The organism is Brevundimonas bullata, assembly GCF_014207965.1.
GTDB lineage: Bacteria > Pseudomonadota > Alphaproteobacteria > Caulobacterales > Caulobacteraceae > Brevundimonas > Brevundimonas bullata_A.
On sequence record NZ_JACHLM010000002.1, the window covers coordinates 774,263 to 796,029 of the forward strand.

At 63.6% G+C, this 21,767-nt stretch carries 36 protein-coding genes; 29 read left to right on the forward strand and 7 right to left on the reverse strand.

Annotated features, from left to right (window positions below; all coding sequences use genetic code 11):
* Position 1: 1 nt before the first annotated feature.
* The 5 genes from HNP51_RS08435 to HNP51_RS08455 form a co-directional block, all read right to left on the reverse strand.
* Complete coding sequence (locus HNP51_RS08435) at positions 2-1,486, reverse strand: ATP-dependent endonuclease (protein ID WP_184268968.1); 1,485 nt, start codon at positions 1,484-1,486, stop codon at positions 2-4.
* A gap of 80 nt (positions 1,487-1,566) precedes the next feature.
* Positions 1,567-1,821: a hypothetical protein gene (locus HNP51_RS08440; RefSeq protein ID WP_184268970.1), complete on the reverse strand. Its 255-nt coding sequence runs from the start codon at positions 1,819-1,821 to the stop codon at positions 1,567-1,569.
* Positions 1,818-2,144: a hypothetical protein gene (locus HNP51_RS08445; protein ID WP_184268972.1), complete on the reverse strand. Its 327-nt coding sequence runs from the start codon at positions 2,142-2,144 to the stop codon at positions 1,818-1,820. Before HNP51_RS08445 ends, HNP51_RS08440 begins: the two co-directional genes overlap by 4 nt.
* 32 nt (positions 2,145-2,176) lie before the next feature.
* On the reverse strand, positions 2,177-2,719 hold the full coding sequence (locus HNP51_RS08450; protein WP_184268974.1) for a hypothetical protein: 543 nt from the start codon (positions 2,717-2,719) through the stop codon (positions 2,177-2,179).
* Positions 2,720-2,761: 42 nt separating this feature from the next.
* On the reverse strand, positions 2,762-3,382 hold the full coding sequence (locus tag HNP51_RS08455) for an XRE family transcriptional regulator (RefSeq protein WP_184268976.1): 621 nt from the start codon (positions 3,380-3,382) through the stop codon (positions 2,762-2,764).
* A gap of 374 nt (positions 3,383-3,756) precedes the next feature.
* Here HNP51_RS08455 and HNP51_RS08460 point away from each other — a divergent pair, with 374 nt between their 5' ends.
* From HNP51_RS08460 to HNP51_RS08520, 13 genes are all read left to right on the forward strand, one after another.
* Positions 3,757-3,957 carry a hypothetical protein gene (locus HNP51_RS08460; protein WP_184268978.1) on the forward strand — a complete coding sequence of 67 codons (201 nt, stop codon included), beginning with the start codon at positions 3,757-3,759 and terminating at the stop codon, positions 3,955-3,957.
* Between the two features lie 203 nt (positions 3,958-4,160).
* Positions 4,161-4,616 (forward strand): hypothetical protein, encoded by a 456-nt coding sequence (locus HNP51_RS08465; protein WP_184268980.1) that lies wholly within the window; start codon positions 4,161-4,163, stop codon positions 4,614-4,616.
* Positions 4,616-4,828, forward strand: a complete 213-nt coding sequence (locus HNP51_RS08470) for a hypothetical protein (RefSeq protein WP_184268982.1) — start codon at positions 4,616-4,618, stop codon at positions 4,826-4,828. The genes HNP51_RS08465 and HNP51_RS08470 overlap by 1 nt, the downstream gene beginning before the upstream one ends.
* Positions 4,829-4,842: 14 nt before the next feature.
* Positions 4,843-5,115, forward strand: a complete 273-nt coding sequence (locus tag HNP51_RS08475) for a DUF2312 domain-containing protein (RefSeq protein WP_184268984.1) — start codon at positions 4,843-4,845, stop codon at positions 5,113-5,115.
* A gap of 2 nt (positions 5,116-5,117) precedes the next feature.
* Positions 5,118-5,591, forward strand: a complete 474-nt coding sequence (gene ssb / locus HNP51_RS08480; protein WP_184268985.1) for a single-stranded DNA-binding protein — start codon at positions 5,118-5,120, stop codon at positions 5,589-5,591.
* 10 nt (positions 5,592-5,601) lie between these two features.
* Positions 5,602-5,760, forward strand: coding sequence for a hypothetical protein (locus HNP51_RS08485; RefSeq protein ID WP_184268987.1), 159 nt, complete (start codon positions 5,602-5,604; stop codon positions 5,758-5,760).
* The gene (locus HNP51_RS08490) at positions 5,757-6,173 is read left to right on the forward strand and encodes a hypothetical protein (RefSeq protein ID WP_184268989.1); all 417 of its coding nucleotides are present in this window, start codon (positions 5,757-5,759) and stop codon (positions 6,171-6,173) included. Before HNP51_RS08485 ends, HNP51_RS08490 begins: the two co-directional genes overlap by 4 nt.
* Positions 6,170-6,577, forward strand: coding sequence for a helix-turn-helix domain-containing protein (locus tag HNP51_RS18975; protein ID WP_184268991.1), 408 nt, complete (start codon positions 6,170-6,172; stop codon positions 6,575-6,577). Before HNP51_RS08490 ends, HNP51_RS18975 begins: the two co-directional genes overlap by 4 nt.
* Complete coding sequence (locus HNP51_RS08500; protein ID WP_184268993.1) at positions 6,574-6,906, forward strand: helix-turn-helix domain-containing protein; 333 nt, start codon at positions 6,574-6,576, stop codon at positions 6,904-6,906. Before HNP51_RS18975 ends, HNP51_RS08500 begins: the two co-directional genes overlap by 4 nt.
* 77 nt (positions 6,907-6,983) lie before the next feature.
* Positions 6,984-7,292, forward strand: coding sequence for an HNH endonuclease (locus HNP51_RS18980; protein WP_409360109.1), 309 nt, complete (start codon positions 6,984-6,986; stop codon positions 7,290-7,292).
* Between the two features lie 528 nt (positions 7,293-7,820).
* Positions 7,821-8,348, forward strand: a complete 528-nt coding sequence (locus tag HNP51_RS08510; protein ID WP_184268997.1) for a hypothetical protein — start codon at positions 7,821-7,823, stop codon at positions 8,346-8,348.
* Positions 8,345-9,046: a hypothetical protein gene (locus HNP51_RS08515; protein ID WP_184268999.1), complete on the forward strand. Its 702-nt coding sequence runs from the start codon at positions 8,345-8,347 to the stop codon at positions 9,044-9,046. The genes HNP51_RS08510 and HNP51_RS08515 overlap by 4 nt, the downstream gene beginning before the upstream one ends.
* A gap of 163 nt (positions 9,047-9,209) precedes the next feature.
* Positions 9,210-9,656 carry a hypothetical protein gene (locus HNP51_RS08520; RefSeq protein ID WP_184269001.1) on the forward strand — a complete coding sequence of 149 codons (447 nt, stop codon included), beginning with the start codon at positions 9,210-9,212 and terminating at the stop codon, positions 9,654-9,656.
* Here the strand turns inward: HNP51_RS08520 and HNP51_RS08525 are convergent.
* On the reverse strand, positions 9,653-10,300 hold the full coding sequence (locus HNP51_RS08525; RefSeq protein ID WP_184269003.1) for a DUF4145 domain-containing protein: 648 nt from the start codon (positions 10,298-10,300) through the stop codon (positions 9,653-9,655). The two genes, HNP51_RS08520 and HNP51_RS08525, sit on opposite strands and share 4 nt — an antisense overlap.
* A gap of 40 nt (positions 10,301-10,340) precedes the next feature.
* On the opposite strand from HNP51_RS08525, the gene HNP51_RS08530 reads away from it, so the two are divergent.
* The 16 genes from HNP51_RS08530 (at position 10,341) to HNP51_RS08605 (ending at position 20,808) form a co-directional block, all read left to right on the forward strand.
* Complete coding sequence (locus HNP51_RS08530) at positions 10,341-10,619, forward strand: hypothetical protein (RefSeq protein WP_184269005.1); 279 nt, start codon at positions 10,341-10,343, stop codon at positions 10,617-10,619.
* Positions 10,603-11,988 carry a PBSX family phage terminase large subunit gene (locus tag HNP51_RS08535; protein WP_184269007.1) on the forward strand — a complete coding sequence of 462 codons (1,386 nt, stop codon included), beginning with the start codon at positions 10,603-10,605 and terminating at the stop codon, positions 11,986-11,988. Before HNP51_RS08530 ends, HNP51_RS08535 begins: the two co-directional genes overlap by 17 nt.
* The gene (locus HNP51_RS08540; RefSeq protein ID WP_184269008.1) at positions 11,988-13,367 is read left to right on the forward strand and encodes an anti-CBASS protein Acb1 family protein; all 1,380 of its coding nucleotides are present in this window, start codon (positions 11,988-11,990) and stop codon (positions 13,365-13,367) included. Before HNP51_RS08535 ends, HNP51_RS08540 begins: the two co-directional genes overlap by 1 nt.
* 29 nt (positions 13,368-13,396) lie before the next feature.
* Positions 13,397-14,668, forward strand: coding sequence for a hypothetical protein (locus tag HNP51_RS08545; RefSeq protein WP_221415771.1), 1,272 nt, complete (start codon positions 13,397-13,399; stop codon positions 14,666-14,668).
* Positions 14,668-15,117, forward strand: a complete 450-nt coding sequence (locus HNP51_RS08550; protein WP_184269010.1) for a hypothetical protein — start codon at positions 14,668-14,670, stop codon at positions 15,115-15,117. The genes HNP51_RS08545 and HNP51_RS08550 overlap by 1 nt, the downstream gene beginning before the upstream one ends.
* A gap of 14 nt (positions 15,118-15,131) precedes the next feature.
* Complete coding sequence (locus HNP51_RS08555; RefSeq protein ID WP_184269012.1) at positions 15,132-16,181, forward strand: major capsid protein; 1,050 nt, start codon at positions 15,132-15,134, stop codon at positions 16,179-16,181.
* Positions 16,182-16,237: 56 nt separating this feature from the next.
* The gene (locus tag HNP51_RS08560; RefSeq protein WP_184269014.1) at positions 16,238-16,648 is read left to right on the forward strand and encodes a hypothetical protein; all 411 of its coding nucleotides are present in this window, start codon (positions 16,238-16,240) and stop codon (positions 16,646-16,648) included.
* Between the two features lie 2 nt (positions 16,649-16,650).
* Positions 16,651-17,139, forward strand: a complete 489-nt coding sequence (locus HNP51_RS08565; RefSeq protein ID WP_221415772.1) for a DnaT-like ssDNA-binding protein — start codon at positions 16,651-16,653, stop codon at positions 17,137-17,139.
* Positions 17,140-17,167: 28 nt separating this feature from the next.
* Entirely contained in the window at positions 17,168-17,401 is a 234-nt protein-coding gene (locus tag HNP51_RS08570) for a hypothetical protein (protein WP_184269016.1), read from the forward strand.
* 46 nt (positions 17,402-17,447) lie between these two features.
* Positions 17,448-18,428, forward strand: a complete 981-nt coding sequence (locus HNP51_RS08575) for a head morphogenesis protein (RefSeq protein WP_184269018.1) — start codon at positions 17,448-17,450, stop codon at positions 18,426-18,428.
* The gene (locus tag HNP51_RS08580; protein ID WP_184269020.1) at positions 18,425-18,799 is read left to right on the forward strand and encodes a hypothetical protein; all 375 of its coding nucleotides are present in this window, start codon (positions 18,425-18,427) and stop codon (positions 18,797-18,799) included. Before HNP51_RS08575 ends, HNP51_RS08580 begins: the two co-directional genes overlap by 4 nt.
* Positions 18,800-19,198 carry a hypothetical protein gene (locus HNP51_RS08585; protein WP_184269022.1) on the forward strand — a complete coding sequence of 133 codons (399 nt, stop codon included), beginning with the start codon at positions 18,800-18,802 and terminating at the stop codon, positions 19,196-19,198.
* Positions 19,195-19,620, forward strand: coding sequence for a hypothetical protein (locus HNP51_RS08590; protein WP_184269023.1), 426 nt, complete (start codon positions 19,195-19,197; stop codon positions 19,618-19,620). Before HNP51_RS08585 ends, HNP51_RS08590 begins: the two co-directional genes overlap by 4 nt.
* Before the next feature lie 92 nt (positions 19,621-19,712).
* Positions 19,713-20,138 (forward strand): hypothetical protein, encoded by a 426-nt coding sequence (locus HNP51_RS08595; RefSeq protein ID WP_184269025.1) that lies wholly within the window; start codon positions 19,713-19,715, stop codon positions 20,136-20,138.
* Positions 20,138-20,539, forward strand: coding sequence for a hypothetical protein (locus tag HNP51_RS08600; RefSeq protein ID WP_184269027.1), 402 nt, complete (start codon positions 20,138-20,140; stop codon positions 20,537-20,539). Before HNP51_RS08595 ends, HNP51_RS08600 begins: the two co-directional genes overlap by 1 nt.
* A gap of 56 nt (positions 20,540-20,595) precedes the next feature.
* Positions 20,596-20,808 (forward strand): hypothetical protein, encoded by a 213-nt coding sequence (locus HNP51_RS08605; protein WP_184269029.1) that lies wholly within the window; start codon positions 20,596-20,598, stop codon positions 20,806-20,808.
* Between the two features lie 539 nt (positions 20,809-21,347).
* On the opposite strand, the gene HNP51_RS08610 is transcribed toward HNP51_RS08605, so the two are convergent.
* Positions 21,348-21,686, reverse strand: a complete 339-nt coding sequence (locus HNP51_RS08610; RefSeq protein WP_184269031.1) for a hypothetical protein — start codon at positions 21,684-21,686, stop codon at positions 21,348-21,350.
* Positions 21,687-21,767: the final 81 nt, after the last annotated feature.

A 21,767-nucleotide genomic window follows, 5' to 3' on the forward strand; every position in this document is an offset into this window, starting at 1 on the left:
GCTACGAAGTAAGTACTTCGACTATAGCATCGGCTATTCTCTGGGAATCGACAGGATTACCATCAATCCACAACGACAAAAACGCCGACGATACGATTTTGGTAGGAACCAAACCGCTGCGAAGTCCGATTTGAGAAAACAAGAGATGCGGGTCCCGGTTTGTATTTGACACGTCCTCCACGACCTTTCGCACTGTGCCCTCCTTGTCCGGAGGAAGGTGCATCGACACAGCGAGTCTCATGGAGAGGGAATCGATGTTGTTTCGGACGTAATCAAACACCACTGCCTCGGGTACCCGCCCAGGCAACTTCAATACCCCCGCCGCACCGTCTTCAATTTTTTCACTGTCACCATCTAAGACGCACAGAGATTTTAACCGGTCTGCAATAGCAGGGTTATTCCGATGCGAAGTGTGTATCGCAAATGCTTGCGAGTCCCCGCTTACTGGATAAACGCCAATTTCTTCCATGTTTTGGGGTAGCTTGAACCTCACAATGGCTTCGACCCACTCTTTAGCAAAATCGTCCTCGACGAAAATTGCTAGCCGTTCGTCCACGCGACCGGTGATGGCGCGAAGCGCCTCAATCGATATCTTTCCTTGCCGAGTTCGCCCGTCAATGGATGACCAAATCGCTTCGGGCGGTAGCGGCGTCAACGCATCCTCAGAGTGGGTGGTGAAAATGGTCTGGATCGATCTACGACTTGCCACATCAATGAGGTACTCGACCATTCGCCGGGTCGCGACGGGATGAAGTCCGTTCTCGATTTCCTCGATCAACACAATTGCGTTTTCGGGGGCGGCCTCAATTTCACTTACCATCCGCAGGATAGAAGATTCACCGGCTCCAAAATGGAACTCTGAATAGGTGATATTCCCATCACCACCAACGTAGAAACTTTGGGTCGTCGAGACGGCAGCTTGCTCGAACTTAGATACGTCTTTACCCAATATTCTAGCGACTTGCTCTTGGGTGGTCCCACTAAGTTCTGTTCTAACCCCCTTAAACTTGTAGCTGAACGTCGCGAATTTTTTGAATTCTCGTCTCTCGCTCGCCGGAACAGTTCGTTGGATTCCGAAATATAGGACCGGCCGATCAATCAGATCGTCCCGCACCCACTTCGAATTTCTAAATCTCGCATTGCGAGATATTGGTTGAGTGGGATTCTTTTTCTTTTCAATTATCTCATACCCGATACCCCAGTTCGACATCGACTGGTCGCCGATGGAACTTTTTGGGAAAAACAGCCCAGGTTTGACGGACTTGTGGGCGATGGCTGCCGCGCCGAGAATGGTCGACTTCCCGCCTCCGTTCGTCCCGATCAGCGCGGTTACCGGAAAATCAAGATCAACGGACTGATTTTCAAATGCTCGAACCTTGTTCAATTTAATACGCCGAAGATACGACCCGACGCTCTGCTTCTTGATCTTGTCAAGCAGATCTCTGACTACGCTCTCGCGGATTTCAGATTGATACTGTGCTGCCATCTATGTGCCCCGCTTCCATTTTCCGGCGGCACGACCTCGCGCCGCCGGTACGTCGTGGCATCGCCACATTAATCCAATCATCACCCCTCCCCCGAGGCATTCACCTTGGCCGCGCGGAGGCTCAGCAGCCAGAGCAGCGCCCCATAGGCCACCAGCGCCCCGCCTATCCCCATGGCGGTCGCGACCAGCCAGTCAGGCCAAGGGCGCCAGATCAGCTTTTTCGGCCAAGACAGGATAATTACGAACGCACCGCTGGCGACCCAGTCGAAAGGCTTCAGTTGGGCAATGCGGTGGGCCAGGCTCCTCGCCTCGCGCATTAAGAGCTTGCGGTTCATGCCGCTGAACCCACCGCCACGATGACCATCACGATCCCCAGCAGAACAGCCAGCCCGATGATCACGGCGACCGCCACATTGCCCTGCGCGCGAAGCCACTGCTTGTCGGCGTCCAGATCCACGTAGAACAACCCGTCCCCGGCAGGGATCAGCACCTTCTGCTTGATCAGAGCGTCCACAATGGAGCGAGAACTCTTGGCCGGGAGCGGCAAGGCAGTCTCAGGGCTCAGCGCCCCGGCCTTCTGGAAATGCTCAATGACCTTGCTGCGAGCCAGTGTCGCGATGATCGCGGCGTTGGCGCCGGCGCTGGCGGCTATGTTCATTTTGCCCCTCCCCCGAGGTTATCCGCCCGCCCCTACTTGGCAGATGACCTATGGCCGGCCACTTCGTTGACGGCCTCGATGTAGCTGGCTGGGATCTTAATAAGGGCCGTCGAGGTGTCTTGCGCCCTCACCTGGATGTCGATGACACCGTCTTGCGTGTGATCGCGGATTTGGGCGGGCGCGAGGTCAATAGAGAAGCCCTCCCTCAAGTTACAGCCGCCGCCGTATCTGGAGCCGCTGCAACTTACCACCTCTCGGCTGCCGGCATTGTAGCTGGCCTCTGCACCGCCTCGGAACAAGGCGGTGCTGTAGCGCCTCCACTCACCCCGATATGAGAGGCTCCCTTGGATGTTGGTCTTCGGGGTGATTCCGGGGCGGACGATCCTCGCGACCAAGGCGTAGCCGTCAGGGAAATTGATCACGGGGGCCGAATATTCATATCGATTTGCAAAATCGTCAGAATAGACAGTCACGACCACGCCATTCGTCGCTGTGACCTCGCTCTTAACGGACTGAGCCGATGCTGGAAGCGCAAACGACGCGGCCAGTGCAATACCTACAAATAGCTTATTCATTATGCCCCCCAAAGGCATTCACATTCAGCTGTGATTGTTAATTCATCGTGGACGTATATCTGTGACCTTGGCGGCCCACGCCACAGTCTCATTCAGAAGCGGCGGCTCGGACGAGTTTGAAAGTAGGTGGAACCGCCCACTGTCACCAGGCATGAGCTGCTTCACGACGACACGCCCGTCCTCCAACCCAACGACGCACATCTTGCCGTGCAGGTCTGCCGTCACCGGCGAGCGCACGTCGTCATAAAAGATCAGCGCTTCGTCCAGCAGGGGGCCGAGGCTGACGCCCTTCACCGAGGCGGCGACGGTCGAAGGCTTGCTGTCTCGCGGCGGTGACACGTAGTCGAAAGGCCCCTGCCCTTGGTCGTACAGCGCCAGCTCGGCGCCCGCCGAGACGTAGCCAACGACAGGGACAGTTTCGGTCGTATCGGCAATTCCATGCCCGGGAATCTGCATAAGTGCGGACTTCGGGATCCCATACAAATCCGCCAAAGGCTCTAGATAGGTCTCGCGCAGCTCGACGCCGCCCCGTTCGATCTTGCCGTAGTTCTGCCCGGTCATCCCCAAAGCTTCGCCGACCTGGTCAAGAGTAAGGCCGCGCTCTTGGCGCCATGCCTTCAGCTTGAAGGGCGATTCAATGGGGGCCTTAGCTTTTCGCGCCATGCCCCTAGTGGCCACCAACGTGCATATCACGCCAGCGCACGATATGCACATTCTAGCTTGACTACCATCGTGCATATCATGCACTTTCCACCCATGACCAAGCTCAATACCTGGATGGACGCCAATCGTCGGGATGACCGATGGCTAGCCAGTGTCATCGACTGCGACCGCTCGCAAGCCTCCCGCATCCGGCGAGGCCGTAGTCGCCCGTCGCCAGCACGGGCATTCCAGATCGAAAGACTGACGAAGGGCAAGGTGAAGGCGGCAGACCTACTGACCGCGCCCCTCTGCCCCGCCAACGACACCGAAGACCCCGAAGTCCGACAGCGAGCCGCCTGACCATGGGGGGCGAACATCATCAAGTGGGGTCTGCGATGGCTGACCACGACCTGAACCCGGTTCGCGCCGAGGCTCTTCGGCTGGCCGTTCAGCTTTGCGGACATGGCAACTGGGAGAACATCTCTCGTCGTTCCGATGCAACCTTGGCCGTCGCCGATCTCTTCGTCGCATGGCTCGGCAAGCCGCCCAGCCGCGAGGCAGCCGCTAACGCCATCAGCGCTCGCAAGGCCGGCTAGCTCATGACCGACGCGGACCAAGCCCAGATCGCAAACATCGTGCGGGCCGTCCTGATCCAGACGCTGCACCCGAGCGTGCTGCGCCCTGCGCCCGCAACACTCCCTGTCCCCGCCAACGATCCTGAACCCGACCCACCGCTTCATGCCGCCTGAGTAGGCCCGCGCCGACGAAGCGTCACCTTGCATGCCTCTGGATAACCGCAATGAACGAACATGGAACATTCGACTACGGACGTCTCAAGGCCCTGTTCGCCAAGCTGGTGATCCGGGCCGGTCGTCAGGACGCTGCAGCCGCCTATCTCGGCATAAGCCGCCAGCGCGTCTCACAACTCGGCAGCGCCAACCCCGAACACGCACGTGACATCCCGACCTGGGAACAGGTGTGGACGCTGGAGGACGCGTGCGGCCAGTCAGTCGTCTTCGGCGCCCTGGCCCTGTCGATCGAGCCGCCGACGGTTTCGCCGGCCGCCTGCCCCCTCAAGGAAACGCACGACGTAGTTCAGGCCTCCGCGGCACTCCTGCCGATTGCTGCCGCGCTGCAAGCTGGTGACTTCGAGGCTTTCGACGCCCTGATGGAGGGCGTGGACCGCCTGAAGAATGAGGCGCGCGAGCTGCGCACGGTCGCCACGAACGTCACGCGTCTGCGGGAGGTTCGCTGATGTTCGGCATTCGCAGAGCCCGCGCCGCCATGCGCCTCGACGCGGCCAACCGAGCCTTCGCCAAGGCCTATGCCGCTCGCCGGGCCGCTGAGGACCGGGGCGACACCCGTCGCATGCATGAAACACGCACCGCGCTCATCCATGCCCGCGCCGAGCAGATGGCCGCCGAGCTGGCCTACGCCGCGGTCGCGCCGAAACCCCTTCACGCCTGATCCGAGAGAACCCCATGACCGATACGACATTCGACGCATCATCCGATGTTCTGACATCCGCAGCCCAAGGCCGTCTGCGCTCCATCATCGAGCGCGTTGAGCGACTTGAGGAAGACAAGGCCGCTGTCCTTACCGACATCAAGGAAGTCCTGAGCGAAGCCAAGGGCGAAGGCTATGACGTGAAGATCATCCGTCAGGTCGTCCGCCTGCGCCGCATCGACAAGGCCAAGCGCCAAGAGGCCGAAGCCGTCCTCGACCTCTACCTTTCCGCGCTCGGGGAGGTCTGATCATGGCCGGCAGCGTCAACAAGGTCATCCTCATCGGCAACCTGGGCCGTGACCCGGAGATCCGCACTTTGAACAGCGGCGACCGCGTCGCCAACCTGCGCATCGCCACGTCCGAAAGCTGGCGCGACAAGGCGTCGGGCGAGCGCAAGGAAAAAACCGAGTGGCATCAGGTCGTCGTGTTCAACGAGCACATCGTGAAGACATGCGAGAACTACCTGCAGAAAGGCTCGACCATCTACGTCGAGGGGGCCCTCCAGACCCGCAAATACACGGATGCACAGGGCGTCGAGAAATACTCGACCGAGGTGATTCTCCAGAAGTTCGGCGGCGTCCTGACCATGCTCGGCGGCAAGCCGCAGGATGAGGGTGAGCGCAACAAGGGCGACGACTATTCGTCCGGCTTCTCCGCCGGCGGCGCCAGCAAACCTTCAGGTCAGCGCGAGAGCTACGACCTGAACGACGACATTCCGTTCTGAGGGCTGGACCATGACCCGAACAGTCAATGTCGCCTCCTGCACGCAACGCCGCGACGGCCAGTACATGGTGGCCTACAAAGACGCGCGCGGCACCGGCTATGCCGTGTCAGAGCATCCGATCCCCGAGGGGAAGGACGTGCGCATCCGCGACGGGCGGGTGATCCAATGACCCGCGCCACCAACGCGGGTGGAAGCCTGTCCTCAATGGGCCACGCCCCCAAGTCGCGCCGCCCCATCGTCGACGCCCCCCTGATCCACCGGATGAAGGCCAAGGGTCTGGGCGCCCAGCATATCGCGCAACAGACCGGGTTCAGTATGGAGGACGTGCGCCGGGTGCTGGCGCCTGCGCCGGCCAACGACGCGACCCCCGCCGCCGTGCCGCCGACCGTGCAACCCGAACGTCGCCCCGCCAGCGGCGCGGCGCCCCGGGAATTGACGGAGGCCGATCACAGGACCCTCGCCCTGGTCGAAAAAGGCGAGATCACCCAGGCTGCCGCCTCAGCGATCATGAACTGCTCGACCAAGACAGTGCGCCGCTGCCTTGAGCGGCGCGCCGACGAAGCCGCGGAGCGGGCGGCATGACCGGGCGCATTATAGCCCGCGACGTGGCGGACTTCGTGGCCGAGCGCCACGGCATGACATTTGAGCGCCTGTGCGTCTCCAGTCACCGCCGCTCGCTCGCACGGCCTCGGCAGATCGCGATGTACGCTATCCGCCAGCTCTGCCCCCACATGAGCTTGCCCCACATCGGTCGCCTGCTCGGCGGACGCGATCACACGACCGTCTTGCACGGTGTGCGCAAGATCGAAGGCCTCATGAACACCGACGACCGTATCGCGCGCGTGGTGGACGAGGTCATGGTGCATTTCTACGCTGAGCCAGAGCACCCGGTGGACACCCTGCTGGCTGTTCAGATCGACGCCGCGTCAAAGCACCTCGGCGCGCTCCTGCATGCCCGCAGGACTGAACTGGTGCGAGCGGCATGAGCCCGCTGGAACGCCTCGGCCTCGAGGTGGCGGCCTTCCAACTTCTGGGGAGCCGCACAAAGGCGGCGATGCTGTGCGCGCTGCTCGATGCCAACGGTCGTGCGTTGTCTGTCGATCAACTTGCCGGGGCTCGTCCTTGGATGGACCAGCACATCACCGACGCCCGCAACGTCATCAAGACCCGCATTTGCCTCCTGCGCGAGGCGCTGGATGACGTCGGCTTGGGCTCTCCGATCATCACAGCCAGCGGACGCGACAAAGGCGGATACTTCCTACCCGAGCCCGGCCGCGCCGCCGTTCTGGCTCGTCTGGTCGAGGTGGTGGGATGAGCGTCATCGCGACAGCATTGAAGCATCTGATCGCAGCCGGAGTGTCCGGAGACGACCTGGTGCGCGCTGTCGCCGAGATGGAGGCCGCAGTTGCGCCCTCGCCCCCAGCGCGCACCGCCCGCCAAGAGCGCAACCGCCGCTATTATGAACTGAGGTCCCAGGGGGTCAGTGCCAAGTCTTGGGGCGTCATCCGGCGCGCAGTCATCAAGCGTGACGGCTACCGCTGCAGGTACTGCGGGGTCTCGGTGACCGTCCCCCAGATTGATCACATCATGCCCTTGTCGAGAGGAGGGTCGAGCCGTCTGAAGAACCTCTGTGTGGCGTGCAAGCCCTGCAACTCCAGCAAGCGCGACATGACCGCGTCCGAATGGGGGGGCGTTCAATGAATCTCTCCGCGCTACGAAAAATGGCCGACTTCGGGCTGACCCTCGAACAGGCAATTGAGGTCATGGAGGCCATGAACGCCGAGACACCGCGCTCGTCCGGCGCTGAAAGGCAGGCCCGTTACCGTGCCCGCAAAGCTGAGGTCGCCGCTTGTGACGTAACGGGTGACGTAACAGGTGACGTCACTTCACCTCTCCCCCTCCCTTCTTCCCCCCAGACCCCCCAACAACCCACCCCCACACCTGGTGTGAGACTCCCCGCGCGTAAGGGCCCCTCCAAGGTCGATTTGGCGAGAGGCTTCCTGGCGTTCTGGCAGGCCTACCCCCGGAAGGTCGGCAAAGACGCCGCAGCCAAGGCGTTCGCGAAAGCCATGGGCCGGATCACCGAGGACGACCCGCTGGCCGTGATCCTCGCCGGGGTTGAGCGCGCACTGCCCGGCTGGACCGACCCTGATTTCACTCCGCACCCCGCCACCTGGCTGAATGCCGGCCGCTGGGACGACGAACCGCCTCCGATCCGTGAGAACCGCAATGACCGCCCTGCAAACGATCACCGCTCCTCAGCTTCCTACGCCCAGCCTTCCCGTGCCGAGCGTGACCAATCAGCAGCTCTTCGCGTCCTTGCTCGCCGGGGGGCTCTTCCGGGACAGGGTGAAGGCGGGGGAGTTCACGATCTCGGACCTTCCCGCCCTGCGGCAGCTTGAGGCGCAGCTTCAACCGGCCAACGAGCCCGCCAAGACGTGGGATGCGGCGGCGGTGATGGAGCGGCTGTTCGCCCACTACCCTCGACCCGATCTGCCCGAGAGCGCCGCCGCCACGCGCCTGGACGACTGGTACGACGATCTCGAAGGGCTGCCCCTTGCAGTGATCGAAGCCACTGCGCGCGACTGGCGCCGCAGCAACGCCCGGTTCGCCCCGACGCCCGGCCAGTTCCTCGAGAAGGCCAAGCGCTATTCCGAGCCGCACAGCGTCGGCCTTGGCTTGGTGCGCCTGGCCATCCGCGTGTTGGCTGAGCAGGTCCCCGCCAACGACACATCGATCCAAGGAAGTGCAGCATGAGCCGGAAGAAGAAACACAAGGTCACCATTCGGAAGATCAGCGCCGCCGAAGCGCCATCCGCGCAGGTCGTGGCCAACGACGTCCTGCGCGACCGCCGCGCCGAGGCCGCTCGCCTCAAGGCCCAGGGCGCCGAGGTGAACGCCGACAAGCGGACTGGCGAGATCCTTGGCGCTTGGCGCCAGGATGTCTTCACCATCATGCGCAGCCGCAAGGGAAAGCCGTCTGCCGAGTACCCGAAGGGCAAACCGTCCCTGTCGCAGCGCGCCTATGAGGCGTTCCGCGCCCATGAGACGGACATCCAGCTTGCTGCTGGCGCCTCAGGTGGTGAGCGCCGGCCCGACTTCATCCGCGCCACGACCGACGGCGCTCCCGGCCAGAACATCACCCAGGAGGCCATCGACGCAGCAACGCGCGTGAAGAAGACGCTCCAGCACCTCTGCCCTTCGGATGCCCGTCTGCTCTCCATCCTCATGACTGGAGAGAAGGCGCTGGCGAAGAACTGGCGCGCCACCGTGGAGGCTGAGACGGGCGAGACGGCGGACGAGGGCCAGACGGCGCGCATCCGCGCCTTGGGCGAGAACTTGATCCACGCTCGCTGTGTCGCCAGCGCCAAGCCGAAGACGGTCGCGAACGACGCGCAGCCGGTCGAGCCTCACCAGAAAAAGGTGACGTGGTTCAGGGGGCCAGATTTTGGCTAGGCGGTCCTTGTTCGACCGGTCGGCGCAGGGTACCAAAAGGCAGGGTCGCTTCGCGCGTCCAAAAGATAAGCCCCGCCTCTTTCGAGCGCGGGGCCTTTTGTTACCAGCCCCTGCCCGGTCGGTTCAGCCACTCAGCGCAGCCGAAGTTCAACGAGTTCCAGGTTTGGTTCAATCTGACGACGAACACCTTGTCGTTGCCGTCAACGCGCTTTTGCAATTCGTCGCGGATCGTTTGGGTGGATGTGGTCGTGTCGAGCAACCAAACGCTCTCAAGGTCTTTGCACCACGTGAACGACTTCAGATAATCGTAAACGGGCTGGTAGTTTCGCCCTGGCGCTTTCAGGTCGTACGTAACAAGCACAACAGCCATACTTTCCTCCATGTTAATGGCTACCCACTCTCACCACAGATCGATGGTTTGCGAAAGGGGTGTCCCTTGGTCCTCATGAAAGCCCTCGTCGGCTTTTCCGTGCCTGACGGAGCTGCCGCTGCTGGCGCTCCGTTCACTGCTTCGGACGCCAAGGCTGCCGACCGCCTAGAAGCTGCTGGTGTTGCCGAGCGCGTGAAGGCTGAACCCAAGGCCGAACCGAAAACTTCTGCCAAAAACTAAGCGGCCGGAACCTCGCCCCGGAAAACTGCTACTTCCCCAGGAAGCTCATAGATGTACCGAAGGAACGTCTCAGTGAAGAGACGCAAGGGTTTGGCATCAGCTTCCTCGAACTCATCAGGATCGTGGAGGGCTTCGTTCCCTTCAACCCGGACGTGATCGGCCCAGTCTTTCATCTGCTGCGTGATGTGATGATGTTCGTGGAGCCACTTCAGGCGATTGAAGAAGCTCAACCCTTCCGGCACACCCGGCATCGTTTTTGTACCGATATCAAGCGCTGATCGGTACATCGCTACGGCGGCGTTCCAGCTCTGACGTCGGTACGCCTCTTCGCCTTCTAGGTATCGACGCGCGACATTTTGGGGCGTGTGTCGAGGAGCTGAAAGTTCGGTCTGGGCAGGCCAAACGTCTACCACCTGCCATCGGTCTGTAAGATCTCCAGCGAACTTCTCGGGACTGGTCTCGTAGCCATACAGGTAGGTGGTCAGGGGCAGTCGGCACTTACCGCAAATGCCAACAGCTACGCGATGCGCGTCGTTGATCGCGTAGCTCCAAGCGACATGGAACGCCACGCTGTCAGTTCCGCAGTGCGGGCAGTTGTGTGAATGGACGGCCATCGTTCCCCCCAGAACGGCTAAGAGCGCCATGCTGAGGCGCCTCTGAAAAACAATCAAAGGAAATCAAACGATGGCCCGAGGAGGCGCACGTCCCGGTGCTGGCCGTCGTAAGGGCGCACCGAACAAGGCGACCGTGATCGTCAAGGACGCGGCCCAGGCCTTCACCGCCGAAGCTCTGGAAACGCTCGCTGGGATTATGAAGGACGTCCTTCAGCCCGCGGCCGCCCGAGTCGCGGCCGCCAACGCCCTGCTTGATCGCGGCCACGGCAAGCCGAAGCAGGCCCTCGACATTGACGCCCGAGTGACGACACCCAAGACCCTGAACGACTTCTATGGCGGCGACGCTTAACCCAGCACTGCGGGACTTCTGGCAGACGCCGGCCCGCAACCGCGTCCTGAAGGGCGGGCGGTCATCGTCAAAGAGTTGGGACGCCGCTGGCTTCGCGATCTTCCTGGCGGCGAACTACCGGGTTCGTTTCCTCTGCACCCGCCAGTTCCAGAACAAGATCGAGGAGAGCGTCTACACGCTCCTCAAGATCCAGATCGAACGCTTTGGGCTGAAGGCCGAGTTCACGATCACCAACAACCGGATCGTCCACAACGCGACTGGCGGCGAGTTCATTTTCTACGGCCTCTGGCGCCAAATCGACGAGATCAAGTCGCTCGAGGACATCGACGTGTGCTGGATCGAGGAGGCGCACAACCTCACGGCCGCGCAGTGGGAGATCCTGGAACCGACCGTTCGGAAGGACGGGTCGCAGTTCTGGATCATCTTCAACCCGAGATTGGTGACGGACTTCGTCTATCGCCGCTTCGTCACAAACACTCCGCCGGACACCATAGTCCGGACCATCAACTACACCGAGAACCCCTTCCTCTCCCGCACCATCCTGAAAGTCATTGAGGCAAAAAAGGCTGAGGACGAGGAGGAATTTCGTCACGTCTACCTGGGCGAGCCCAAGGAGGACGACGAGGCGGTGATCATCAAGCGATCGTGGATCATGGCCGCGATCAACGCACGAGCCGTGCTCAACCTGCCCTCCTCTGGTCGTCGTCGGATCGGCTTCGATGTCGCTGACGGTGGCGACGACAAGTGCGCGACGGTCGAGGCCTACGGCATTGAGGCTGTCCGCGTAGACGAGTGGAAGGCAGGGGAAGACGAACTTCTCAAGTCAGCGTCTCGAGTTCATGCTCAGGCGGCCGAGGCCGGCGCCGAGATCGACTACGATAGCATCGGCGTTGGCGCATTCGCCGGGGCCCACTTCGCCAGCCTGAACGACCAGAAGAAAGCGCAGATCGCCTATCACAAGTTCAACGCCTCGGGCGCGATCCTGAACCCCAAGGCGCGGATTGATCCGAAGGACCCGCAGAGCCCAGCCAACGAGGACTTCTACCTCAACCTCAAGGCGCAGGCCTGGTGGGAAGTCGCGGCCCGGTTCCGGAACACCTTCAATGCCGTGACCAAGGGCATGACGTTCGATGAGGGCGAGCTGATCAGCATCGCCCCTGACTGCGATCACCTGGACCTGCTGATCGACGAGCTTTCGACGCCACGGCGCGACTATGACGGGAGCGGCAAAGTGAAGGTTGAAAGCAAGAAGGACCTCGCCAAGCGGGACATCCCCTCCACCAACAAGGCTGATGCCTTCGTAATGGCGTTTGCGCCTCGGGCCGAGGGCTCGACCGTCGCCATGTTCTTGAAGAACCGGCACCGCTGATGAGCGCCCGCCACCTACTCGTCAACGTGGCCCAGCGCTCGCTGCAGGCTATGTTCCCCGGCTATTTCTTCGGCGCCCAGAAGCACAACCACGCGGCTGACTTCGGATACCCCAACCAGATCAGCTTCGAACTGGCCTTCGACGCCTACTGCCGCAACCCGCTGGCCCGCGCGGCCGTGGACAAGACCGTCGGCAAGACCTGGGAGGACAACCCCTTCCTGCAGGAGTTCCAGCGCGACGGGACCGAGGGCGGTGACCAGGGCGAGACCAAGGTCGAGACTGACATCCGCCAGCGCTTCGCCGACCTGCGCATCTGGCAGCACCTAGCCGAGTGCGACAGGCGCGGCCTCGTCGGGGCCTACTCGGGCCTGATCATGCGCTTTGCCGACAACCAGCCGTTCAAGGCGCCGGTGACACGCGTGCCTGGTGGCCTGCTGGGGCTGGTCGAGGTCATCCCAGCTTGGGAAGGCCAGCTGACCGTCAACGAGTGGGACACGGACGAGACTTCGGACACCTACGGCCAGCCGAAGATGTTCAGCTTCGCCGAGAGCGCGGTCGGCCAGCAGAAGCAGCCCCGCACCTTCGAAATCCACCCCGACCGGGTCATCGTCTGGTCGCGTGACGGCACGCTGAACGGCCGATCCGCGCTGGAGCCCGGCTACAACGCCCTGCTGGACATGGAGAAGATCCGCGGCGGCGGCGGCGAGGGCTTCTGGAAGAACGCCAAGTCCGGTCTGAGCCTGGAGATCGACAAGGACGCCAAGATCGAGAGCATGGCTGCGGCCATGGGCGTCGGCGTGGCCGACGTGGTCGACAAGATCGACGAGCAGGTCGAGGGCTTCAACAAGGGCTTTGACAAGTCGCTGCTGCTCCAAGGCATCAAGGCGACGCCCATGCAGGTCACCCTGCCCTCGCCTGAGCACTTCTTCGCCGTGGCCGCGCAATCGTTCGCCGCGTCATGGTCGATCCCCATGAAGGTGTTGATCGGCTCCCAGACCGGCGAGCGCGCCTCGACCGAGGACAGCGAGGAGTGGGCCAAGGTCAACATGGGGCGCCGGACCAACATCGTGGTCCCCGCCATCATGACCTTCGTCAACCGGCTCGAGAAGTTCGGCATCCTGCCCGCGAAGGACTGGTTCCTGTCGTGGACCGACCTCACCGAGTCCTCGATGGGCGAGAAGATCGACCGCGCTGTGAAGATGGCCGACGTGAACTCCAAGCAGCCCACCGGCGAGATCGTCTTCACCGGCGACGACATCCGCGCCGTGGTTGGGATGGAGCCACTGTCTGACGCAGAGCGGTTCCGCGACGAGCCGGGCGCCGACGATGAGCGGGACGCCCTCGGCGACCCTGAGAACGACCCGGCCGCCGAGGCCTGACCACTCCCACAATCTTAAGGAGGCCGCCCATGCCCAAGAGCATGAACGCCTACACGCCAATCGTCTGGTGTGGCTGTGGCGCCTGCGCCGGCACGATGGGCCGCAAGCGTGGGCATAGCCCCGTCATCCCCGTTCCTGCGGCCCGTTCGTTCGTCGTGAACCGCGACCTCGCCGCTGGCGACCAGGTGCGCGTGAACATCCGCACCCTCGCCAACACCGCCGCGATCCGCCGCGAGAAGCGCAACGGCCGCGACGTGATCATCGTCCCCTCGGCCACCCTGCCCGACGACGTCGTCATGAACGACATCCTCTATCCGGCAGCCGAGATCGCGAAGTCGTTCAAGACCCTGGAGCGAACCCCGGCACCGCTGGGCCACCCTTCGGTCAACGGCAAGTTCCTGTCGGCCCGTGACCCCGAAGGCCTGAACCAAGGCTGGATCGGCGCCTGGAACGAGAACGTCCGCCAGGAAGGCGGCCGGGTGCTGTTGGACAAGGTGATCGACGTCGAGCGAGCCAACCAGTCCGAGGGCGGCAAGCGCGTGCTGGCGGCCATTGAGGCGGCGGGGCCCATCCACACCTCCACCGGCCTGCTGGCCATCATGGACGCGGCCAACGGCGATGTGGCCCACAAGTTCACCGCTCGCGACATCGAGTTCGACCACGACGCCATCCTTCTGGATGAGGAAGGCGCGGCCACCCCGGAACAGGGCGTCGGCATGATGGTCAACTCGGCGGGCAACGAGATTCAGGTCGTGAACTCCGTTTTCCAAGAAGAAGCGGACCGCGAGCTTGGATGGGCGGTCGAAAGCGCCGTCCGCGCCATCGAGAAGAGCCGCAAGGCCTCGCTCATGGAGCGCATCAAAGCAGCCCTAATCGAGGCCCTAGGCACCGAGCGGGAACAACCCTCCACCAACAAATCGAAGGATGACGACGAAATGGATAAGGTCCAGTTCGACGCGCTTTCCCAGAAGGTTGACGCCCTCTCGGAGAGCATGAAGCCCGATGCCCTGGCAACGGCCATCGGCAACGCGGTCGCGGCGGCTATGAAGCCGATCAACGACCAGCTGGAGGCGCAGGCCAACAGCGCCAAGGCGAAAGACGAAGCCGAGCTGACCGAACTGGTCGGCAAGATCGTCGCCGCCAACCTGATGGACGAGGCCACGGCGAAAGAGCTGACGCTCAACGCCGCCCGCGCCCTGGTCAAGCAGGCTGAACCCGGCAAGGCCGCACCGCTGGTCAACGGCTTCCAGCCGCGCACCGGCGAGAAGAAGGGCCACGTCGCCCCGAAGGCGGTGAACTGATGGCCCGGCTCAACAAGATCTACGCCGGCCCCGTCACCGAGGTCACCCCGCAGGTTCAGGAACGCATCTGCGCCGCCGCGATCCTGCCGGGCACGGCGCTGGTGGAATCGGGCGCCAACTTCGCTCAGGCCGGGGCCAACTCGGGCGAGAAGCTCTACATCGCTCAGGACAACTATCTGGCCCTCAAGGGCACGGATGACGCCTGGCCGGCCGGCGACACCATCATCGGCATGGAAGCGCTGGACGAGCAGTTCTTCAACGTCCGCGTCCCCACCGGCGTCAACGTCGCTCGCGGCGCCAAACTGACCACCAACGCGACCGGCCGCTTCGTCCTCGCGACGACCGGCCAGAACGTGGCCGTGGTTGCCGAGGAAGCCTTCAACAACACCTCCGGTTCGGACCAGCTGGTGCGCGTGCGCATTGCTCGTCGGAACACGGCCGTCGCCTAAGGGAGACCCGGCACATGCGCTACTTCGATGAGAACCTCATCGCCAACTCCCGGCCCCACGGCGAGTGGTGGGACCAGCTTGGCGTCTCGCGCGACTACTTCCACCACGTGGAAGACCACTTCGCGAGCTTCCAGGCGAACGCCTCGGCGATCCTGCCGCGCGACGCCTGGCTGGAGCTGGACACCATCACCACCCGCGTCATGCGTGACGACGGCGGTCAGGTGTTCATGTCCGACCTGATGGCCCTGGCCAAGCCGGTCAACATCGGCACCATGGCACACCTGACCCGCGTGGCGTCCGACACCAACAACCCGGTCCACCGCTCGCTGTCGGGCCAGGTCCCGGTTGCGATGGACAAGACCATCTACGACTACCGCGGGACGGTCGTGCCGATCTTCGCCGACGGCTATGGCCGCGAGTGGCGCGAGTGGAACACCCTCCGCTCTGCCAACTTCGACGCCCTGGCCGACGACCAGGAAGGCGCGCTGGACAAGATCAATCGCAACATGGCGGACTACGCGCTGGACGGCGATGCGACGATCAAGTTCCAGGGCTACACCGCCTATGGCCTGCGCAACTCGCCGCTGACCAAGCTGATCAACCTCGGCTCGGCTGCCGGCGGCGCCAACATCGACCTGACAACGGCCACGTCGGACGAGCTGGAAGCCTTCTTCGTGGGGCCCTTCGGCGCCATGCTGGACGCCAACCTGATCACCGAGGCGGTCAACCTCTACATCTCGCCGGACATCGCCCGCGCCTGGGACAAGTCGTATTCCAACGCGGCCGGCTTCAAGGACGGCACGATCCGCGAGTTCATCGCTCGCAACCGCCGGATCAAGAAGATCGAGGTGACCTGGAAGCTGACCGGCAACCAGTTCTTCGGCTTCGTGCCGAACGCTCGGTACGTCCGCCCGCTGATCGGCATGGCGGTCAACACCACGGCGATGACCCGCCTGAACCCCACCGACAACTACCAATTCCTGGTGATGGGCGCGATGGGGATCGAGGTCCGCGGCGACTACAACGGCAAGTCGGGCGTCTTCGCCTCGACAGTCATCAACTAAGGCGGCGGGGCCAGGGCTCCGGCCTTGGCCCTTCCTCCTGATGGAAGGAGATCGCCATGAGCGACACCCGCATCAAGATCACCGCCGGCGGCATCCACGACGGCGAAGGCAAGGAAATCCCGGTCGGCACCGAACTGACCGTCCAGGGCGAGCCCACGGCTTGGGCTGGTCGCTACGAGACGATCTCGGCCGGCGAGAAGCCCGGCAAGACCCCAGTGACCAATCCCAAGGCCGGCGAGAAGCCCGGCAACGACCAGCCCCCCGCCGAGTTCGTGCCCCCGGTCGGCCCGTTCACCGCCAAGGAGAAGTCGCCCGGCTGGTGGTCGATCTTCGACGGCGCCGACCAGCCCGTCGGCAAGTCGGTTCGCAAGAACGACCTGGACGGCTTCGACAGCCTGTCGGACGACGACAAGCTGGCCTTCGCCACCGAGAGCGCCAAGGCTGCTTTCGACAAGGCTGCGGCCTGATCATGGCCTACGGGAGCGACAGCGGGTTCACGGCATGGCTGGCCCTCAACGGGCTGACCCTGCCTGCTGGCGCGCCCGTCGCCGCCATCCTGCGCCAGCGCGGGAGCCAATACCTCGACGGGGTGTATAGCTCCCGCTTCTGGGGCGCTCCTACCCTCGGCATTGCCCAGGAGCGCGCATGGCCGCGTGCCGGCGCCAAGGCCTACGGGCAAGACATTCCTGACGACATCATCCCGGTTGCGGTCGAGAACGCCTCGTATGCTGCGGCCTATCAGGAAGCGATCAAGCCCGGCAGCCTGTCTGTGTCTGCCACCGCCACCGGCGCCGTGAAACGCAAGAAGATCGGCCCCATCGAAAAGGAGTTCTTCGAGGGGTCTGGCGACGTGATCGCGGACGGAACCCTGAAGCTGAGCGCCGTGGAAGGCCTGCTCGCGCCCTATCTGAAGCCGGAAGGCACCTTGGCGAGCCTCGGCCTATGGGCGGTTGGCTGACATGCAGTCCTGTGCGAGCTTACCCCCCATGAGCGGCAACAGCGATGATCCGCGCTTCACGGCGCACAAGATGCCGTCCGCCATGGCGACGGAGACGCTGCTCGACATCATCTCGTCGGCCGACCTCCTGCAGAAAGCCATCCTGCACGACAACCCTGTCGAGCAGCAGCAAAAGATCATCGAGACCGCAAAGGCGCAGTTCGAAGCCTACCTCGACCTGATGGCCGAGGCCGCGCGCCTCACTCGGGCCCTCAAGCCCTAACCCAATGGCCAGACGCCCGACGCAACAACGGCTCTTCCGGGAGCTGATGGCGAAGTATGGCCTGGAGGTCGCGCAGGCCTTCATGGCGGCGATCAACGACCTGCGCAGCAACGTCGAGCTGCAGAAGGTCATCGCAGCGCTGGAGCGCGGAGATTTACAAGGCGCCATGGATGCCCTGCATCTAAGCCGTGCCGCGTTCGCCGGGCTGGAAGCAAAGATCACCGAGGCCTTCATCGCTGGCGGCCAGGGCGCCGTCGCATCCATGCCCGCCGCCGTATCTATCGGCTTCCGCTTCGACCCCGGCAATCAGCGCGCCGCCAGCTGGATCCGCCAGTTCTCGGGCAACCTGATCACCGGCTTGGTCGATGGGGAGCGCCAGCAGGCCAGAGATTTCATCGCCGACGGCATGGCACGCGGCGCGCATCCCCGTTCGGTCGCTCTTGAGTTGGTCGGGCGCATTTCAAGAGCGACAGGTCAAAGGACTGGAGGTCTCATTGGCTTATCCGCCCCGCAACGGGCTTATGTCCAGGCGGCTCGCATCGAACTGGCCTCGGCCGATCGGAAGCTGCTGAAGCACTACCTGACCCGCACCCGCCGCGACCGCCGCTATGATCGCACGGTTCTGAAGGCGATCCGGGAAGGCAAGGCCATCGACCGCGACACCGCCTCGCTCATGGTCACCCGCTATTCCGCCCGCCTCGTACAACTCCGCGGCGAGGTCATCGCCCGCACCGAGGGTCTGCCGGCCATCCGCGCCGCCAAGCACGAAGCCTATCAGCAGCTGGTCGACGACGGCCGGGTCGCCGAGACCGACATCGAACGCGGCTGGCACACCACCCAGGACGGACGCCAGCGGGACACGCACGACGCCATGGGCGGCCAGACGGTGCGCGGCCTCTCCCAGCCCTTCCAGAGCCCGAGCGGCGCGCTGCTGATGTTCCCAGGCGACACCTCGCTAGGCGCGGTAGCCGAAGAGATCGTCGCATGTCGTTGCGATGAAAGCATTTCCGTCCGGAGGGCCGCATGAGCATCATCACCGGCCTTCAGGCTGAAGCCTATGAGGACTTCGCCGAGGACTTCGAAGACGGCACGCTGATCGTGCCCGGCGCGCAGGTCTCGGACGGCCAGGGCGGTTACATCTCGGGCCCGCCGACCTCGCACCCCTGCAAGGCGCTGGTGACCGACTACAGCGACTTCCGGCGCGCATCGCTGGGCATCCCTGGCACTGACCGTCTGGTTCTCGTCCTCGGCGGCAGCCTCCCCGCCGGCGTCATCCCGGCCAAAGGCCACAAGATCACCGCGCCGGACCCCGCCAAGGGCCTGACCCCATCCACATTCGAAGTCATCGCCAAGACCGGCGATCCCGCCGCGGCCCTGTACGAGCTTCAGGGCCGCTAGATGGGCAAAGTCACGCTCTACGACGGGGTCATCGCCAAGATCGCCACCGACGCGGGCGAGGCTGGCCTCCGGGGAGCGCTGGGCAAGGGTGAGCAAATCCTCAAAGGCGACATCCTCAACCGGCCCGGCAGCGGCAAGGTCTACGGCAAGCACCAGGCCTCAGCGCCGGGCGAGCCTCCCGCCAAAGACACCGGCGCACTTTCGGCCAACACCAACGCGGACGAGCAGATCAGGCGCGAGGGCGAGGACGTGGTCGGGCGCATCGTCGCCAACTCTGCCCAGGCAGAGGCTCTGGAGAAGGGCACGGAACGCATGGCCGCCCGCCCCTTCCTGACCCTGCTGGCCACCGACTACGCCGACGAGCTGCGCGACGCGTTCATTGCTGGAGCCAAGGAATGAACTCGACCGCCACCATTTTCGCCCGGCTGGCTGGCCTCGCGTCCTCGCTGGCGACGTACAACGGCGCCCCGGCCATCTTCTCCGAGCGGGCGCCGGACGACTTCCTCGACACGCCGCCAACCAAGCCGTTCCTGATCATCGCCGTGCCGACGCGCGACGAGCCTATGGAAACCTTCACCGAGACCGGCCGCCTGATCCTCCAAGACGTGCGCGGCTATCAGCGGGACACCGGCTCCGGCGCCGACCTCGACACGCTGATGCGGGCGGTGCGCGACCTCTTCCATAACCGCCCCAGCGAACTGACCGTGACCGGCGGCAGGTGCGACGTCTGCCGGGTCAACGGACCCATGCAGTCCCCGACGACCGACCCGTCCCTGATCGGCCGGCGCGTTTCGATCCGCCTGGATCTCGTCAACACCTGACCTTCCCCCATCCGCGACCGTGGCAGGCGGTTCGCGCGCTTCACGCCCTCGCGGCGCCCTGATCCCCTGCCTTTTCGATAGGAGAACCACCCATGGCCACTCTGGTCCAAGGCTTCCTGAAGCTGCACCTCGGCACGGGCGAGACCCCGACCTATGCAGCGATCCCCGGCGTCACCAACCTGAACGGCGGCGGCTTCTCGCCGAACAAGATCGACGCCACCGACTTCGACACCACGCCGGGCACGCGTGAGTACATCAACGGCCCCCGCGAGCCCTCGGCCTACAGCTTCGAAATGCACTACCAGCAGGGCGACACCCAGCAGGAAGCCCTGTTCACCGCCGAGGCGACCAACACACCCCTGCCGTTCCGCGTCGTCCTCGGCGCTGGCGCTGGCGCGAAGCAGATCAGCTTCAACGCTGTCCCGAACCTGACGCTGGGCGCCCAGGTTGACGGCAAGGTCATGTACTCGGGCACCCTTGAGCCGGTCGCCGCCCCGGTTCGCGCCACGGCTGCCTGATGACGCCGACCGACGAACGCCTCGGGATCGTCCGCCTGTCCCTGCCGGATGGGCGGACGGTTCCGCTGCAACTGACCTACGCCGCGCTGGACGCCAAGGGCCATGACTGGTTGCTGGAGCAGTTCAAGGCCATGCAGCGCGGCCGTGCCGGCTCCTCGACGGCTATGGCCGAGGCGCTGGACGTCTTGTCTGACGGCGAGATCAGCGCTGCGGAAGTGCTGGCCGCCCCCATGGCCGAGTATCCCCTCGCCGTCTGCCTCAAGGCTGCCTGGGGCGCTTGGGAACTGGCGCAATACGGTCCCGCCGGGAGGTCCGTCGAAGCCGACACCGCCAACCCTCAGAAGAGCGCCCGGCCGACGTGGTCGAGGCGCATCTTCGGGCGGCGATCCGCGCAGGTCTGACTGAGGCCGAATTCTGGAGGCTGACGCCCTACAACCTCTCGCTACGGCTCCAAGAGATGGGGCGCGGCCGGGTCGAGGCCGGTCTCTATGCTGGATGGTTCAGTGAGCGGTTCGCCCGCGCCAAGGAACTGAGAGGCCCGGCCCACTACATCAGCGAGTGGTTTCAGAAGCCCGATCCGAAAGGCGATGAGGCCCTCGCCGCAGCCGTATTCGACCGGATGGCCGCCGATTGGGGGCTGGAGGTTGAGCCGGCCGAGGATGCGGAATAGCCTTTCGGTAAATCGGGAGGGCGTATGAAAGTTCGATCACTGGTAGCCATTCTGGCCTTGGCTTCGTGTTCGCCGTCTGCGGCACCTCCCAAGGATGCCGCGAACGCCACGAATGCGGCTCATTGCGTAAACGCCCTCTATCTCGCTGCCGCCGCAGGCAATGCCGATCCTGAACGTTCGTCCCTGATGTTCCCATGGCGCATCACAAGCACTGCCTCACCTGAAGGCCGTTTAAGGCTCCGCTGCGAGGTTCGAAATCGCGATACGCGGGCTTGGGTAACAGCGGACGTGCTTTGCAACGACAGTGAGCGGGAAGGGTGCGTACGTGTCGTCGGCTACGAGGCGTCAGAGGAGCTGTCTATTCCAAGCCAGCGATAGATCGCATCGAAAGTACAGCGAGGGCGGCTCTTTCGGGCCGCCCTTTTTCATGGAGTTGGCTATGAAAGTTTCCCTTCAACCCATCCAGGCCGGTGAGGCCGTCCAGCTCAGCGACGGGGGCCGCGTCGTTCAGGGTTATGATCCGCGAGAGGATTCCAGCCTCAATCTCGCGGCTTCATCAGCATCTCTTTTTGACCCTGCTCATAGTGCCATTGAAGAGAATCCGGCTCCTCTTCCGCGAGCCGCACTAGAAGGTCGCGTGCAGCGGCTAGAACGAGCTTTTGAGCGTCTCTCATGCTCATGTCAGGCGAAGCCGCCACAGCGACGCCAACGGTAAGGCCCGGCCCAAAGGGCGAGCCGTCTGACGCCTGTATGTTGATCGATATGGTTCCGCCGATGCCCTCTTCGGGTTCGCCGCCGGCCAGCGGGTCGAGGATGACCGGTTCCAGCGCGGTAATGGAAACCCGTCCGATCGCTCGGTCGTCGTAACGTCCAGCCATGTCGCCCTCCCAGAATGAGGCGGCACCCTGCCCGGTTCGCAGAACGCCGTCACCCTGAACAGAATTCGAACATGGCTCGCT

What these genes read in the sequence shown, in the direction of transcription:
- HNP51_RS08435 (WP_184268968.1), bottom strand. Translation starts at nt 1,486, where the DNA reads ATGGCAGCACAGTATCAATCTGAAATCCGCGAGAGCGTAGTCAGAGAT.
- HNP51_RS08440 (WP_184268970.1), bottom strand. Translation starts at nt 1,821, where the DNA reads ATGAACCGCAAGCTCTTAATGCGCGAGGCGAGGAGCCTGGCCCACCGC.
- HNP51_RS08445 (WP_184268972.1), bottom strand. Translation starts at nt 2,144, where the DNA reads ATGAACATAGCCGCCAGCGCCGGCGCCAACGCCGCGATCATCGCGACA.
- HNP51_RS08450 (WP_184268974.1), bottom strand. Translation starts at nt 2,719, where the DNA reads ATGAATAAGCTATTTGTAGGTATTGCACTGGCCGCGTCGTTTGCGCTT.
- HNP51_RS08455 (WP_184268976.1), bottom strand. Translation starts at nt 3,382, where the DNA reads ATGGCGCGAAAAGCTAAGGCCCCCATTGAATCGCCCTTCAAGCTGAAG.
- HNP51_RS08460 (WP_184268978.1), top strand. Translation starts at nt 3,757, where the DNA reads ATGGCTGACCACGACCTGAACCCGGTTCGCGCCGAGGCTCTTCGGCTG.
- HNP51_RS08465 (WP_184268980.1), top strand. Translation starts at nt 4,161, where the DNA reads ATGAACGAACATGGAACATTCGACTACGGACGTCTCAAGGCCCTGTTC.
- HNP51_RS08470 (WP_184268982.1), top strand. Translation starts at nt 4,616, where the DNA reads ATGTTCGGCATTCGCAGAGCCCGCGCCGCCATGCGCCTCGACGCGGCC.
- HNP51_RS08475 (WP_184268984.1), top strand. Translation starts at nt 4,843, where the DNA reads ATGACCGATACGACATTCGACGCATCATCCGATGTTCTGACATCCGCA.
- ssb (WP_184268985.1), top strand. Translation starts at nt 5,118, where the DNA reads ATGGCCGGCAGCGTCAACAAGGTCATCCTCATCGGCAACCTGGGCCGT.
- HNP51_RS08485 (WP_184268987.1), top strand. Translation starts at nt 5,602, where the DNA reads ATGACCCGAACAGTCAATGTCGCCTCCTGCACGCAACGCCGCGACGGC.
- HNP51_RS08490 (WP_184268989.1), top strand. Translation starts at nt 5,757, where the DNA reads ATGACCCGCGCCACCAACGCGGGTGGAAGCCTGTCCTCAATGGGCCAC.
- HNP51_RS18975 (WP_184268991.1), top strand. Translation starts at nt 6,170, where the DNA reads ATGACCGGGCGCATTATAGCCCGCGACGTGGCGGACTTCGTGGCCGAG.
- HNP51_RS08500 (WP_184268993.1), top strand. Translation starts at nt 6,574, where the DNA reads ATGAGCCCGCTGGAACGCCTCGGCCTCGAGGTGGCGGCCTTCCAACTT.
- HNP51_RS18980 (WP_409360109.1), top strand. Translation starts at nt 6,984, where the DNA reads ATGGAGGCCGCAGTTGCGCCCTCGCCCCCAGCGCGCACCGCCCGCCAA.
- HNP51_RS08510 (WP_184268997.1), top strand. Translation starts at nt 7,821, where the DNA reads ATGACCGCCCTGCAAACGATCACCGCTCCTCAGCTTCCTACGCCCAGC.
- HNP51_RS08515 (WP_184268999.1), top strand. Translation starts at nt 8,345, where the DNA reads ATGAGCCGGAAGAAGAAACACAAGGTCACCATTCGGAAGATCAGCGCC.
- HNP51_RS08525 (WP_184269003.1), bottom strand. Translation starts at nt 10,300, where the DNA reads ATGGCGCTCTTAGCCGTTCTGGGGGGAACGATGGCCGTCCATTCACAC.
- HNP51_RS08530 (WP_184269005.1), top strand. Translation starts at nt 10,341, where the DNA reads ATGGCCCGAGGAGGCGCACGTCCCGGTGCTGGCCGTCGTAAGGGCGCA.
- HNP51_RS08535 (WP_184269007.1), top strand. Translation starts at nt 10,603, where the DNA reads ATGGCGGCGACGCTTAACCCAGCACTGCGGGACTTCTGGCAGACGCCG.
- HNP51_RS08540 (WP_184269008.1), top strand. Translation starts at nt 11,988, where the DNA reads ATGAGCGCCCGCCACCTACTCGTCAACGTGGCCCAGCGCTCGCTGCAG.
- HNP51_RS08545 (WP_221415771.1), top strand. Translation starts at nt 13,397, where the DNA reads ATGCCCAAGAGCATGAACGCCTACACGCCAATCGTCTGGTGTGGCTGT.
- HNP51_RS08550 (WP_184269010.1), top strand. Translation starts at nt 14,668, where the DNA reads ATGGCCCGGCTCAACAAGATCTACGCCGGCCCCGTCACCGAGGTCACC.
- HNP51_RS08555 (WP_184269012.1), top strand. Translation starts at nt 15,132, where the DNA reads ATGCGCTACTTCGATGAGAACCTCATCGCCAACTCCCGGCCCCACGGC.
- HNP51_RS08560 (WP_184269014.1), top strand. Translation starts at nt 16,238, where the DNA reads ATGAGCGACACCCGCATCAAGATCACCGCCGGCGGCATCCACGACGGC.
- HNP51_RS08565 (WP_221415772.1), top strand. Translation starts at nt 16,651, where the DNA reads ATGGCCTACGGGAGCGACAGCGGGTTCACGGCATGGCTGGCCCTCAAC.
- HNP51_RS08570 (WP_184269016.1), top strand. Translation starts at nt 17,168, where the DNA reads ATGAGCGGCAACAGCGATGATCCGCGCTTCACGGCGCACAAGATGCCG.
- HNP51_RS08575 (WP_184269018.1), top strand. Translation starts at nt 17,448, where the DNA reads ATGGCGAAGTATGGCCTGGAGGTCGCGCAGGCCTTCATGGCGGCGATC.
- HNP51_RS08580 (WP_184269020.1), top strand. Translation starts at nt 18,425, where the DNA reads ATGAGCATCATCACCGGCCTTCAGGCTGAAGCCTATGAGGACTTCGCC.
- HNP51_RS08585 (WP_184269022.1), top strand. Translation starts at nt 18,800, where the DNA reads ATGGGCAAAGTCACGCTCTACGACGGGGTCATCGCCAAGATCGCCACC.
- HNP51_RS08590 (WP_184269023.1), top strand. Translation starts at nt 19,195, where the DNA reads ATGAACTCGACCGCCACCATTTTCGCCCGGCTGGCTGGCCTCGCGTCC.
- HNP51_RS08595 (WP_184269025.1), top strand. Translation starts at nt 19,713, where the DNA reads ATGGCCACTCTGGTCCAAGGCTTCCTGAAGCTGCACCTCGGCACGGGC.
- HNP51_RS08600 (WP_184269027.1), top strand. Translation starts at nt 20,138, where the DNA reads ATGACGCCGACCGACGAACGCCTCGGGATCGTCCGCCTGTCCCTGCCG.
- HNP51_RS08605 (WP_184269029.1), top strand. Translation starts at nt 20,596, where the DNA reads ATGGGGCGCGGCCGGGTCGAGGCCGGTCTCTATGCTGGATGGTTCAGT.
- HNP51_RS08610 (WP_184269031.1), bottom strand. Translation starts at nt 21,686, where the DNA reads ATGGCTGGACGTTACGACGACCGAGCGATCGGACGGGTTTCCATTACC.